At 68.6% G+C, this 12,845-nt stretch carries 10 protein-coding genes; 3 read left to right on the forward strand and 7 right to left on the reverse strand.

The window, feature by feature from the left end:
• Nucleotides 1-757 precede the first annotated feature (757 nt).
• Complete coding sequence (locus D7193_RS11060) at nt 758-1,975, reverse strand: low temperature requirement protein A (protein WP_120779427.1); 1,218 nt, start codon at nt 1,973-1,975, stop codon at nt 758-760.
• Between the two features lie 490 nt (nt 1,976-2,465).
• On the opposite strand from D7193_RS11060, the gene D7193_RS11065 reads away from it, so the two are divergent.
• The gene (locus tag D7193_RS11065) at nt 2,466-2,984 is read left to right on the forward strand and encodes a cupin domain-containing protein (protein WP_120779428.1); all 519 of its coding nucleotides are present in this window, start codon (nt 2,466-2,468) and stop codon (nt 2,982-2,984) included.
• A 754-nt stretch (nt 2,985-3,738) separates the two neighbouring features.
• On the opposite strand, the gene D7193_RS33195 is transcribed toward D7193_RS11065, so the two are convergent.
• A complete protein-coding gene (locus tag D7193_RS33195) occupies nt 3,739-3,939 on the reverse strand; it encodes a hypothetical protein (protein WP_147434358.1) in 201 nt (66 codons plus the stop codon).
• 817 nt (nt 3,940-4,756) lie between these two features.
• Here D7193_RS33195 and D7193_RS11085 point away from each other — a divergent pair.
• Nucleotides 4,757-6,511: an alkaline phosphatase D family protein gene (locus tag D7193_RS11085; protein WP_206611883.1), complete on the forward strand. Its 1,755-nt coding sequence runs from the start codon at nt 4,757-4,759 to the stop codon at nt 6,509-6,511.
• 201 nt (nt 6,512-6,712) lie between these two features.
• On the opposite strand, the gene D7193_RS11090 is transcribed toward D7193_RS11085, so the two are convergent.
• From D7193_RS11090 to D7193_RS11115, 5 genes are all read right to left on the reverse strand, one after another.
• On the reverse strand, nt 6,713-6,949 hold the full coding sequence (locus D7193_RS11090) for a hypothetical protein (protein ID WP_147434359.1): 237 nt from the start codon (nt 6,947-6,949) through the stop codon (nt 6,713-6,715).
• Between the two features lie 220 nt (nt 6,950-7,169).
• A complete protein-coding gene (deoC, locus tag D7193_RS11100) occupies nt 7,170-7,874 on the reverse strand; it encodes a deoxyribose-phosphate aldolase (RefSeq protein ID WP_120779432.1) in 705 nt (234 codons plus the stop codon).
• Entirely contained in the window at nt 7,871-8,599 is a 729-nt protein-coding gene (locus D7193_RS11105) for a GntR family transcriptional regulator (protein ID WP_120779433.1), read from the reverse strand. Before D7193_RS11105 ends, deoC begins: the two co-directional genes overlap by 4 nt.
• A 319-nt stretch (nt 8,600-8,918) precedes the next feature.
• Nucleotides 8,919-9,872 (reverse strand): TRM11 family SAM-dependent methyltransferase, encoded by a 954-nt coding sequence (locus D7193_RS11110; protein WP_377456329.1) that lies wholly within the window; start codon nt 9,870-9,872, stop codon nt 8,919-8,921.
• 5 nt (nt 9,873-9,877) lie between these two features.
• The gene (locus tag D7193_RS11115) at nt 9,878-10,750 is read right to left on the reverse strand and encodes a hypothetical protein (protein WP_120779435.1); all 873 of its coding nucleotides are present in this window, start codon (nt 10,748-10,750) and stop codon (nt 9,878-9,880) included.
• Nucleotides 10,751-11,439: 689 nt separating this feature from the next.
• On the opposite strand from D7193_RS11115, the gene D7193_RS11120 reads away from it, so the two are divergent.
• Nucleotides 11,440-12,306 carry a hypothetical protein gene (locus D7193_RS11120; protein ID WP_120779436.1) on the forward strand — a complete coding sequence of 289 codons (867 nt, stop codon included), beginning with the start codon at nt 11,440-11,442 and terminating at the stop codon, nt 12,304-12,306.
• The last annotated feature ends 539 nt before the right edge of the window (nt 12,307-12,845 follow it).

The raw sequence follows: 12,845 nt of genomic DNA on the forward strand, positions 1-12,845 counted from the left end.
GGATCCTTCCCGCCCGCGGCGCGGCAACCTGACCATCACCCGACGCCGAAGGCCCATCAATCCGCTCACCGAGCGGGCTCGCCGAACGGGCCAGCGGGAAGGACCGGATGGCAAGGCCTGGTTACCCCTGGCCAGGTGAGCTCGTCGAGTGGGTGACCACTTCGCTGGTCTGCACCCAATCTGCTCCGAATGCGCAGGCGGGGGTGGGAGCAGTTTATTGCCGTTTCGGTGCCGATGGGCGCCGTTCAAGGCCGTTCGGAGCTGCCTGTTGCTCCCAACCTGCTCCCCGATTCGCGTCTTGAACGAACCTGCCGCCGGTCGCCTTCGCTGCTATCCCTGTCGCAGGTCGTCCCCCGCCCGATAATGGGAGGCCAGGGCCAGCGGATCTGCCGTGGCTCCATCGAGAGCACGCGCACGAGTTCGAGGATCAACTCGACCGGCGTGATTGGTGCCGGCACCCGTTGCGGGTCAACGAACCCGCTCCCACTCGACACTATGCACGGCTCCTCATAGGCGGGCGTCGAGCAGTCGGTCGAGGTCCAGCACTGCGCCGATGAGAGAGATGGCTCAACGCCTGCGGGAAGTTGCCGGTCTGCTCGCCGGTGGGAGCAATCTGCTCCTGCGTGCTACGAGATCAGGACGGACGATCCGGCAAGCGGCGCGAATGGTCTCGTAGCACCGAAACACCTTTCGGTGTCTCTCACCACTTCCCCTGCCGTCCGTGGACCTCTTGCGGACTGGATGCAGACCGCCTCTGCTAGGCGGACGGGGACGGGGCTTCCGGTGGGCGCCCGGCGGCGCGTCGCGCGTCCGCGATGGCGACCCCGAGCAGCACGACGGCAGCGGCGACGGCGGCGACCAGCGGCGGGGCGAAGACCAGCGGCGGCGCCAGCAGGATCAGAACGCCGATGCCGACGAGCCGGCGCACGGCGAGCCGGTCGAAGACGATCCGTTCCAGTCGACTGCGGCCGAACAGGAAAAGCGCCGGCCCGCCGAGGATGACCGCGAGCCAGGCCGGCACGGAGGGCCCGGAGGGGTGCGCCAACACGATCTCCGAGCCAGCCGCGGTCAGGGTGATGCCGAGCACCATGAGCAGATGGGCCACGCCGACGATCCCGCCCGCAGCTGCCCGGTTCGACGCCTTCTCGACGGCTTCGGCCAACACCTGGCCAGCGCGATAGAAGTAGATCCGCCACATCAGCACGGACGACAGGAACGTGACCACCAGGGCCGCCTTTGCGGCGAGTGTGGCGGGGTGGTTGGCGTAGGTGAGGCCGATGGACAGCACCGTCTCGCCGAGCGCGATCAACAACAGTTGCTGGTAGCGCTCGGGGAGGTATCGGCTGCTGGCCATCGCCCACGCACTGGTCGGCGGGCGGCCCATTCCGGGTACCGGCCATCTGATCCGCGCGACGACCAGGTCCACGGTGATGGCGATCGACCACAGGGCGATCCGGTGGTTTCCGCGCATCGCCGCCCCGGCGAGCCAGATGACGCCGGAGATGCTGGTCCAGATGGCCAGGCGGGTGTAGAGCGCCCGTACGTTCTCGTGCTCCCGCAACAACGGCCGGAGCACCAAGGGGCGTCCGACGTGCAGCATCACGTACACAATGGCGAAGGTGGCGCCGCGTTGCTCGAAGTCGTACAGGGACGTCGCCATGACCAGCAGGCCGAACGCGCTGACCAGGACCAGCAGCTGGATCCAGCGGTTGCGGTAGTCGAACCGGCTGGTGAGGTACGCGGTGGTGGTCCACAGCCACAGCAACGGCAGGGCCAGGACGAACGTGTACAGCAGCGACAGCCAGCGCACGCCCACGTCGTCGGAGAGAAGGTCCGGCCCCATCCGGCTGACGACCCCGACCAGGGCGAAGACCAATACCAGGTCGAAGAACAGCTCCAGGAAACTGGCTTGCTGGGCGTCCTCCTCGCCGCGCAGGATGCCCCCGGCCTGCGCCGGCTCCGATGGTCGCCCCATCCGCTCATGGTCGCGTGATGACTGTCCTGCCCGCGCCAATTTCGCCCGTTTTATCGACCTGGCGCGTGAGCCAGCAGCGGAATTAGCGGCATGTTCCTCTTGTAACCGAGGCGTCAGGCAGCGAGCCCAGCACGGGCATTGGTGCGGGTCGACCCCGAACGTCAACCGACGACGCTACTTGCTCGCCGATGCCGGCTGCCAGCGGCTGGCAGCGTGCGACGGGATCCACCGACCGGCGTCGGAGCTCTGGCTCGGCCTGATCGCCATATAGCTGAGAAGTACCGCAACCGGCGACATCATCGCAGCCCTCGGCGAACCAACCGGTTGAGGATGGCGATCTGTGCATCGGGCCGTCGGCAGCGCCTCGCCGGCAATCCGGTTCAAGTCAGCGGTTCTGCCCTCGAGTGGCGCACCCGGAGCCGAGGGCGCCGGTTTAGCTAGAGGCCTGTGCGGTACTTACGCCCAGGCCCGACGATTGAGGAGAGAGCCGGTGGCCAATGCCGCGATTCCACCCGATGACCCGAACCGTACCCTCGTCCACGCCCGGCCCGATGATCCGAGCCTGGACCATGTTGCCATCGCTGGCGGCACCTACACCATCCTCGTCAGCGGCGAGCAGACGGCCGGCCGGTACTGCCTGATCGGTATGCGGGTTCCGCCAGGCGGTGGGCCGCCACCGCACCGGCACGACTTCGAGGAGATGTTTACTCTGCTTGAGGGGGCGGTGGAGTTCACCATTCGGGAACAACGGACTACGGTCCGGGCCGGGGAGACGATCAACATTCCGGCCAACGCGCCGCATTTCTTCCGTAACTCCTTCGATCAGCCCGCGCGGATGCTTTGCATGTGCGCCCCGGCTGGCCAGGACGAGTACTTCGTGCGCGTGGGCGACGCGGTCGACGGTCCCACGGCGGCGCCGCCGGCTCTCACCGGCGAGGAGCAGGCCGAGCGCCAGAATCGTGCTGCCACGCTGGCGGCCGACTATCGCACGGAGTTACTAATTCCTTAATGGCCTACTTCTCTGACGAGCCAATTCCGCCTAGCGTTGACCCCTCCGGCAGGTCGAGGCGCTCGAAGTTCAACAGACGCTCATGGCGCTGGGCCTGCTCGGCACCTACGCCCTGCCTGAGGACCTCGAATACCAGGTGAGACAGGCTATGGAGAGTGACCTCGACTGCCTGAATGTCGGCGCGGCCGCGAGGCACGTACCCGCGCAGGAGCTGACGGGACGGCGGTTGGGCCGAGTGATGTCTGGTCGCCGCGGTCGAGGGGCTTGTCCGGGCCAGCCCGTTGCAGCAGGCGACCGGCGAACTCCGGTTCCGGCATCCGCTCGTGCGCTCGGCCGTATCCGGACCGCGCCGGCCGACGAGCGAAACCCGACGACGAGCTGGCCGAAGCGCTGGAACGCAGCGCCGCCCGGCGCGTATGGCGCCGTGACATCGCCCAAGTCGTGCGTCGGGCGACCGGCAGGGGCGTCTGCCTGGCCTTCGCCGACGCGCTGCAACTTCGGGGTGCCCGAAGACGTCCTCACCGACAACGGCAAGCGGTTCACCGACCAGTTCGGCAAGGCCCCTCGGGAGAGACCTGGCACGTTCTACAGGGCAGCACAGCATGATGGTCCGTGCCAACCACCGCACCTGGCGATCTTGCTGCTGTTCACAGCGGTGGGGGCACGAAGCCTCCGACGATCGGAGGGTCTGTGTCGACGTCGGTCGCAGCCACTCATCGATGGCGACGATGTGGATTCGGCAATGAGTCCAAGATCAATGCCGTTCCACCCATTGCAGTAGCAGGCCAAACAGGATGCACCCGCCGCCCAAAACAGCCATCGCGACGGCCAGCTTGATCTTTGTGCGCCAGTAGATGCGACCGAAGTCATCGTTCTTGGCCTCGGCGCCCATGATCCGCGAATAATCATCCGGGTTCTGGGGATCACCCATGATACGTCCGTATTCGTCCGCCATGACAATCCTCCCCGCTCGTCGTTAGTCTCAGGGTTTCCCGGCTCGGCTGCGGCCCGCTGTGCCTCCACATTTTGCTTGCTCGGCATGTCTGTGAGGTCGCCACTAGCGCCTGCGTCGAAGTCGGCTGCGGCCATTGATTGACGGCGGCGAGGTGGATGGTGGTCCCGTAGCGCACGGTTAGCTTGTCGAAGCGGGTGGCCACGGCCCGGTTTCGGTTGAGGCGGTTGATGCCGCACTCCAACGGCGCGACGTTACTGGTGAAGGTGCGGGTCGAAGGCTGGTGGCCGGCCGCCCTTGGATCCGTTGGCTCGCCGACCTACGCATAACGAGTCGTCCTCGGCCCCTGGTCCACCTCCTGGTCCTCGAACCCGACATGGCGTAAGCGTCCGTGATCGTCCGCTCCATCGCCGGGTTGGTCGCTCATGGCACCCCGGTTGCTCGCCGTCCGCGCCCCGAGCCGACACCGACACCGGGCCGCTGTCGGTCAGCCGAGCCCGTTTGTCCACAGCTCATCTGCCACGAACAGCAGGCGTAGCCAGGATCGACTCGAGTTGTCAGCGCCGGCTGGGGACAGCCAGCGCTCGCCTTCAGCCCTGACAGGCACTCCTCAGCCCAGGTTGAGTCTGATGGGCTTCGATTAGGGGCGAGGCCCTACGGGTGTCCAGGCCAGCGCCGCAAAACTACGAGGGGCGCGAGTCCGGTCACTGAAGATCATTTGTCAAGCCATCGTTTCCCTGCCGGTTGCGTCCCGTTGATCGGATCTGTGCCGCCGCCTGCAACGGTCGGACACGAAATTGTCGGGCTGGCGGTGATTGGCGTGCCGCTGCTGCGGCCGAGACTCGGTGGGACCTCAGGTCCCGCTCCTATCACCCAGTCGAGGCTGACCGTAAACAACGCTGCCGGCGCGCAGCTGACCTTCACGTCGCCCCCGACCTGTGATCAGAATGGGAAGGACGGCGAAACCAATATGAGCCACCCGGATGCCGCGCACTCCAGCATCTCTGGCCTGAGCCGGCGAAACCTGTTGGCCCTGGGAGGACTCGGAACGGCGGCCGCAGTTGTCGGCGGCGCCGTCGCCCGGCCCGCCGGGGCGGCAGCCAGTCCGCCCTTCTTCGACAACCCTTTCAGCCTGGGCGTAGCGTCCGGCGACCCCCTACCGGATGGCGTGGTCCTCTGGACCCGACTCGCCCCTGATCCACTCGCCGCAGACGGCAACGGCGGCATGCCCCCGGAGACGTTCGGGGTCCGTTACGAGGTAGCCGAGGACGAGAGGTTCTCCCGGATCATCCGCCGGGGGGCGGTTGAGGCCACACCGGAGTTCGGTCACTCGGTACACGTCGAGCTTTCCGGACTGGCGCCAGCACGCGAGTACTTCTACCGATTCCACTTCGGGCCGGTAGTCAGCCCGGTGGGCCGGACCAAGACGGCCCCGGCCTTCGACGCGTCCGTCGCACGGCTGCGGCTCGCTGTCACCAGCTGCCAGAACTACCCGGCCGGCTACTTCGTCGGCTACCGCGACATCGCCACCCAGGACCTGGACCTGGTCGTTCACCTCGGCGACTACATCTATCAGGGACCCTCCGCCGGCAACCCGGCGATCAACCGACCCCACGTGCCCAACGTCGAGATCATGACCCTGGCCGAGTATCGCATCCGGCACGCACAGTACAAGACCGACCCGCACTTGCAGGACGCCCACAGCTCGGCGCCCTTCATCGTCATCCCCGACGACCACGAGGTGACCAACAACTACGCCAATGACATCGGCGGCGGTGCGTCGGGTGACGTGTTCCTCGCCCGTCGCGCCGCCGCCTATCAGGCGTACTACGAGAACATGCCACTGCGGCGATCGTCCCTGCCGGACGGCCCGAACATGCGACTGTACCGTCGCGTGCGCTATGGCGATCTCGCTCAGTTCCATCTGCTCGACACTCGGCAGTACCGCTCTGACCAGGCCAAGTGGAGCAACTCCCAAGCCATCAACGGCTACTCCCCCGGTGCCCTTGACCCGACCCGCACAATCCTCGGCGACGCCCAGGAGCAGTGGCTCCAAGAAGGCTTGGCGACGTCGACCGCCCGATGGAACATCATCGGAAACCAGACCAAGTTCGCGCCGTTCGACCACAAAGCCGGACCGGGAGTGGTCTACGACTCGGTAGATAGTTGGGGAGAGGGCTACGTCGCCGACCGCGACCAGCTGCTCCAGTTCATCGCCACGCACAGGCCGTCCAACCCGATCGTCATCACCGGAGACGCGCACCGCAACTGGGTCTTCAATCTCAAGGCCGGTTTCAGCGACCCAACCTCCGCGACGCTGGCCACCGAGTACCTTGGCACCTCGATCAGCAGCGGTGGTGACGGCCCCGCCACGACCATCTACGGCCCCACCGCGGACAACCCGCACATGATGTTCTCCAACAATCAACGGGGCTACATGCAGGTCGACGTCACTCCGGAGCAGTGGCGGGTCGACTTCCGAGTCTCCGACACCGTCCTGAACCCCGACGCACCGATGTACACCCTCGCCACGTTCGTGACCGACGACGGTAAGCCGGGCGCCCGACGGATGTGACAGCAAGGCGCAGACCCGTCCATGGGCGCGGCCGCTCAGGTCGCGCCCATGGCGGCGGTCCAAGCTGGTGCCAGCTCGCCTCCACGTCCCTCCTACGGTGGGTACGGCGTATGCTGCACATTCGGGAGGATGCGCGCCCCGACCGGTGCCGTCGACGCGGGCTAGCGGCCCCGACTCGCCCGCATCCGATGGTGCCCGTCGTCAACGGCTGAAGAACCACTCGAGCGCGGGCGCGAGCACCCCGGGGGCGGCCACGTGGGTCTGGCCTTCGATCACCCGACGGTTCGCGTTCGGCACGCTCACGGCATGACGGCAGAGCAGGAGACGCAGGGCGGTCGCCGCTTGGGCGGGGACGACGCCGTTGCCGAGGACGCGCAACGCGCCGGTGCGGGGGAGATCGGGCGTGGGGCCGGTGACCCAGTGAGCGGGTAGGCCCATGAGCCATTCCACGAACGACGGTGCCAGCAACGGCTACGCATCGACCGCCAGCTCGAGGAAGCCATCACCGCCGGCGCCGACTCGCTACACCTGGCCGCCGTCTTCGGCTTCAGCGAAGGCACCGCGATCCGGTAGGCCACCAACGCGCGCCCACCTGCTCAACGAGCCATCTAGCCGCGTCCCATGATCCGGCTACCGCGTGCGCGCCTTGGTCGTTTCGTCAGTAGCCGCCATCTGCTGCCGACGTGGTAGCGGCCGGGAGTTCCCCACGCTCGCGGGCGGCGAGGTCGTCGAGGATGGCTTCGGTGGCGGTCGCGCCGAACCGGGTCGCTCCGGCCTCGTGCAGCGTGAGCAGGGTGTCGAGACTACGGACTCCACCGGCGGCTTTGACCTGGACGTGCGGGGATACCGCAGCGCGCATCAGCTGGATGTCGGCGAGGGTGGCGCCGCCCGGGGCGAACCCGGTGCTGGTCTTGACGAAGTGAGCGCCCGCCTGCTCGGTGAGTCGGCAGCCGAGCGTCTTCTCCTCGTCGGTGAGGTAGGCGTTCTCCAGGATCACCTTGACCACCCGGCCCCCCGCGGCGGCGACGACCGCGGCGATGTCGTCGAGCACGTAGCCGGTGTCACCATCGCGCAGCCGACCGATGTGCAGGACCATGTCGATCTCGTCGGCGCCAGCCTCGACCAGCGCGCGAGTCTCGGCAGCCTTGATCGCGGTGCGGGTGTCGCCGTGCGGGAATCCGGCCACCGTCCCGACCAGGACCCCGGTGCCCGCCAGTGCGGCTGCGGCGAGTTCGACGTCGGACGGGCGGACGCAGACCGAGGCGACCTCGCGACGAGCGGCGATCTCGCAGCCGCGCTTGATGTCGTCGAGGGTCAGTTCGGGGCGCAGCAGTGAGTGGTCGATCATCTTGGCGATGCTCATCGGGTTTCTCCTGTTAGGGGTGGCTGCACGTCGAAGGTGACGTGCAGGTCGTAGCGTTCGCCGACGTAGCGGCTGACGGTGTACTCCAGCGGCGCTGAGTGCTGGTCGACGATGAGGCGGGTCTCGACCAGCAGCGGCTCGTCCGCCGGGACGTGCAGCAACTCTCCATCGGCGCCGGCCCGCTGCGCGGTCAGCCGCGACGAACCAAGCGTGGGCCGAAGGCCCCTCTCATGCAGGGCGCGGTGCAGCGATCCGGCTTCGAGATCGAGGTCGAGCAAGGAGCTCAGGTGGGACGGGAAGCAGGCGTACTCGACGGCCAGCGGAACCTGATCGGCCAGCCGCACCCGCACGATCGAGACCACCTGCGGCACCGCCGCGGTCAACTGCAACGCCGCAGCCTCCTCGGCAGACGCCGCCCGCACCTCCGCTTCCACCAGGCGTGACGCCGGAGTGCGGCCCCAGCTACGCACCTGGTCCTGGAAACTCATCAATGTCCCGGCGGCACGCGGCTCGGGTCGCTGCCGCACGAACGTGCCCCGCCCCTGGATCCGCTCGATAAGACCGTCGGACTCCAGCTCGTTGAGCGCCGCCCGCACGGTCATCCGGGCAACCCCGAACTCCTGAGCGAGCACCGACTCCGCAGGCACCACGTCACCCGGCCGCGCTCGGGCCAAGCGGGTCCGCAACTCGCGTTCGATGCGTACGTACAAGGGCGCCTTAGCCATCAATCCTCCAGGTCGTCTAGACAACCAAGAAGATGGCATAATGCCGGAACATGGTCAACCAGGCTGTGGGCTACCGCACCAGCTAGAAGCCCAGATGATCGACCGCTAGGCGATACGACTCGACCTGCTCACGGGAATCGCCGTATGCGACGGATGGCAATGCTTCCCACCCGATCGCTAACCGGCCAGGCCGCCCTCACGAGCGCTACCTCGACCACCCCGGTCGCCTCGAACCCGGGTAATCCAGGCGGCATGATAAGCCCACCGGACACCCGGGTTCGCCATGCGAACGCCCGGGTTCGCCGGAACCCGCGGAGTTTTAGGGGCGGCGGAAGATGAGCACGTCCTCGTGGGTGATCAGGTGCAGCGGTGTGCCGGCGGTGCGGGCCTTGCGGACCTGCTGGAGCTGGAAAAACGACGGCCGGGCGACGAGGTGCCCGTCGCGGAGGGCCGCGAGGAGGGCGACGCATCGCTCCGTGGGGGCGAGACCGGCGCGGACGCCGGCGGCGATGACCGCGGACGGCAGGTCGACGAGCTGGCCGTTCTTTCGCCACGGTCGGGCGGTGACCACGACGGTGCCGCCTGGGCGCAGCAGAGCTGCGCAGCCGCGCAGGATCTGTTCGAACCCGGCGGCGAGGCCGGTGAGGTCCCGGTAGGCGAGGTTCCCTCGGTCGGCGCCGTCGTTGTAGGCGTTGTCGAACTTCGCCACCCCATCTGGGGTGGGGCGGACGAGGCCGTGCACGGTGGGCCCGTACGGCGGTGACGTGACGACGAGGGCGACCTGCCCGGTCAATGCCGCGGGTAGCAGCGAGGCGAGTCGTGTGGCGTCGCCGCGGACCACCGACGCCCGTGCGCTGGCACCCTGGGTGTGAGCGTGGGCGATGTTGGCGTCGGCGATGTTGGCCCAGCGCGGCTCGTACTCGACGCCGATGGCGTCGCGGCCGGCGTGGATCGCTTCGATGAGGGTGGTGCCGATCCCGCACATCGGGTCGAGGACGAGGTCGCCGGGATGGGTGTAGGCATGCACCGCGTGGGCGGCGATTGCCGGGAGCATCCTGGCGGGGTGCTTGACGGACTCGGGCAGGTACCGGCCGCGCCGCTGCACCGGTCCGGTCTGCTGGGCGGTCGCCCACACCGACAGGCCCTCCGGGACGGCCGGGTGGGGGCGTCCGTCGGTGTCGCGGTGCCGGCCCTCGTCGCTCCGGTGCCGGCCGCGGTAGGTGTCCTCGTCCTGCCCGTTGCGGTCCGCGGGGCTCGCGGATGGCTCAGCCACGGCGCTCACCCCCGTCCCGGCGCGCGGTGTGGTCCTGCCACCGGCGAGAAGACGAGGAGGTCGGCGTGGACGCGCAGGTGCGCGACCTCCCACCGCCGCTGATCGGCTTGATGCGTGAGGGTGAGCAGTTCCTCGTCGGTGACGTGGTAGACGAACGCGTCCCGGTCGGTGTCGGCGGCGACGGCAACGATGTGCTGTAGGTAGCCCAGGCCGACCGCGGCGGCGGCGGTGGCGATCGAGGTGAAGTCCTCCGGCCCGCCCGTCGCGACGGTGGGAACGGTGACGATGAGGACGAGACAGCCGCCGGGGCTCAGTAGCCGCACGCACGCGGTCAGCAGCCACGCCAGCCGGACCCGGTTGACCGTGTCGGCGTCATCGAGCGGCCAGCAGACCACGACCAGGCTCGTCGCCCCGGGGAGGGGCGTGTGATCGGGGGATGTGGACGGTTCGGTGGGTAGGGCGGGGTCGGTGAGGTCATCACCGAACCAGGCGGTCATGTCCGGCACCTTGCTGGCGTCGCCCGGGGAGGCCGGGTCGGGCCGCGCCGGTGGGCTGGGTGGTCCGACGATCAGGCTGGACGCGTCGGTGAACCAGGCCGGGTGGTGCCTGCGACTTCCGGCCGCGCTGACGGCGGCCAGGGCGTGGTCGGCGGTGAGGTCGACGACGACATCACCTGGGCGGGTGTAGGCGGCGACGAGGCGGTAGGCCAGTCGGGCGCCGATGCTGCGGCCGACGTCTGACGGACCGTGGGCGGTGCGCCACACGGTGATCGGGACCGGCGGGTCGCCGGCGACCAGGTCGATCGGGTACGGGTCGACCGGCTGCGGGCCGACCGAGTGGGCAGGGTCCTTGCGGTTCTGCGGCGTGTGCTCGCTCATGTGATGTCGGCTCCGCGCCGCGCGATGATGCGCTGACACCCTCAAACCCGGCGCTGTCAGCTCTGGCGAACGCCCCGGTGTCTGACACGCCTCTGACAGCGAAGGGTGCAGGCTTGACAGCGCTGACAGGAGGCGCGGTCGGTCACGGTGTTGTCTCCTGCACCGCTCTGTCACCGTGGCTGCGCCGGCGCCGGGGGGTTGTGACAGCCGACGGACGCGCGGCGGTCAGAGTCATCCCGGCGCCAATGCCAGCCCGCGTCGCGTCACGCCGACCCCGTGTTGGACGACGGCGGCCTGTCCGCCGCTCGTTGTCCGACTCTACTGATCTGACAACGGCCCCGGCTGTCAGATCCGCCGGGCCTGACAGTGGTGTCTGTCAGACCGCCCGCCTGTCAGGCGTCCGGCATCCGGCCTCGCCGACTGGCCGTTCTGACAAGGGAAAGCGGCAGCGGAACACGCAGGTGAGGGGTGGCCGGCTAGGTCGACGCGATCAGGGATGACCGATGCCGTCAGGTCGTGTCGGATACCCCGTCCTGTCGGCTCGCGGATGTCGCGTCGCCGGTGGGACCTCGGTCAGCAGCGGTGTCAGAGCCTTGTCAGGCCGTCGTGGCGCAATCGCTGTCACCGCAACCGCGAGACAACACGCATCGGCGTGCTGTCGACCTTCTTCGTTACCGGGAGTTGTTGAGATGGCTTCGTCCGACACGATTTGGCCCGACTCGCCGCTGGATGCCATCGACGCCGCCTTCACGGCACTCACACGCGACCCCGAACCGCTGACATTCGATCTTGACGGGGTGGACGGTGACACCGGCCTGCCGGGCGGCGTCATGACGCTCCCGACACTTCGCCGCTGGCTGCTGACGCACCCACGCGCCTACGCGGCACGCGATGCCGTCTGGCGGCAGCTGGTCCTGCGGGCGCGGCTGGAGGGGCCGGCATGGGTGGTCGCTGCGGCGGGAATGGCGCTGCCGGCGCTGCGCCGCTGCGCCGGCCAGCTACGTGCCGGCTGGTCCGGCGACGCCTATGACATTGACGCCGAGATCCTCACCGGATTCCTGGCGGCGCTGCGCGACCGGGTGGACCTGTCCAAGCCGGCGCCATACGCGTCGCTGTGCATGGCCGGGTGGCGAGCCGGGTTCGCGCTGCGCCAGCGTGTCGGTGAGGCGATGCCCGTCGACGATGTGGAACACGTAGCCGGGCCCCGCACTCCCGCTGTTCCCTACGGTCATCCCGACCTGCTCGTGCGGCGGGCGGTCGCGCTCGGGCTTCTCGACGCCTGCGATGAGCAGCCCTACATCGACCTGCGGCTGGGCCGGCGGGCGATCGAACCGATCGCCGCCGCCATGGGCATCACCGTCGACGCCCTGCGCATGCGGGTGCGGCGCATCGACGAGCGCCTCGCCCGGGCCCTGGTCACCGGTGTGCTCACTGGTGTGCCGTCCCCGCAGGCCGCTGCGGAACTGGCCGCGAGTGCCTCACACCGGGCGCGGACCCGCGCTGCGGTCGTCGCCGCCGGCCAGATACCCGCTGCGCCGACAGGCATGGCCGCCTGAGCACCGAGCTATTTTGCGGGCCCGACCGTAGTGGTCGGGCCCGCCGCCCTCGACCGCATGAGGCATCCGCTTCTGGCCAAATGAGAGCCACACGACCAACGTGGGCAGCCGAAATGAGAGCGACAGCCCGGGCGCCTCGACCGAAGCCTGGCCGGGCAACGGTCGTAGGTCGATGAAACAAGTAGCCGAGATGCGGTCGTTTGCTCGGCGTCCGGTCCCGTTACGGATGATCGTGGTGCGCTGCCCGTGAATCCTCTCCAGCTGCGCCGCCAAGGTCACTGCTTGCGACTGGTGGCAGCGGCCGAACCCGTTGCGGGGTCCGGGGCAGTAGGACCTGACCGCTGTATCCGGGACCCAGGACGATGGCCGCCCCGTTTGTGGGTGGGGCGCCGACGACGCTGCTTTCCACCGCCGGTAGGGCAGGAGCGAAATCCGGCCCGCCCAGGTCTCCGGCGTCCGCCGCGTCACCGTCGCCCATGATCACTCCTTCTTGTGGTGGGCTCCGCGCGTGCCGGGGCCCGGTGAACCCGCCGGCGCCA

It is taken from the genome of Micromonospora costi (genome assembly GCF_003626655.1).
Taxonomy (GTDB): domain Bacteria; phylum Actinomycetota; class Actinomycetes; order Mycobacteriales; family Micromonosporaceae; genus Micromonospora; species Micromonospora costi.

Bases quoted from the DNA above. Each gene is read 5' to 3' on its own strand.
- D7193_RS11090 (WP_147434359.1), bottom strand. From the start codon at position 6,949: ATGGGCCTACCCGCTCACTGGGTCACCGGCCCCACGCCCGATCTCCCC.
- deoC (WP_120779432.1), bottom strand. From the start codon at position 7,874: ATGAGCATCGCCAAGATGATCGACCACTCACTGCTGCGCCCCGAACTG.
- D7193_RS11115 (WP_120779435.1), bottom strand. From the start codon at position 10,750: ATGAGCGAGCACACGCCGCAGAACCGCAAGGACCCTGCCCACTCGGTC.
- D7193_RS33195 (WP_147434358.1), bottom strand. From the start codon at position 3,939: ATGGCGGACGAATACGGACGTATCATGGGTGATCCCCAGAACCCGGAT.
- D7193_RS11060 (WP_120779427.1), bottom strand. From the start codon at position 1,975: ATGGGGCGACCATCGGAGCCGGCGCAGGCCGGGGGCATCCTGCGCGGC.
- D7193_RS11120 (WP_120779436.1), top strand. From the start codon at position 11,440: ATGGCTTCGTCCGACACGATTTGGCCCGACTCGCCGCTGGATGCCATC.
- D7193_RS11105 (WP_120779433.1), bottom strand. From the start codon at position 8,599: ATGGCTAAGGCGCCCTTGTACGTACGCATCGAACGCGAGTTGCGGACC.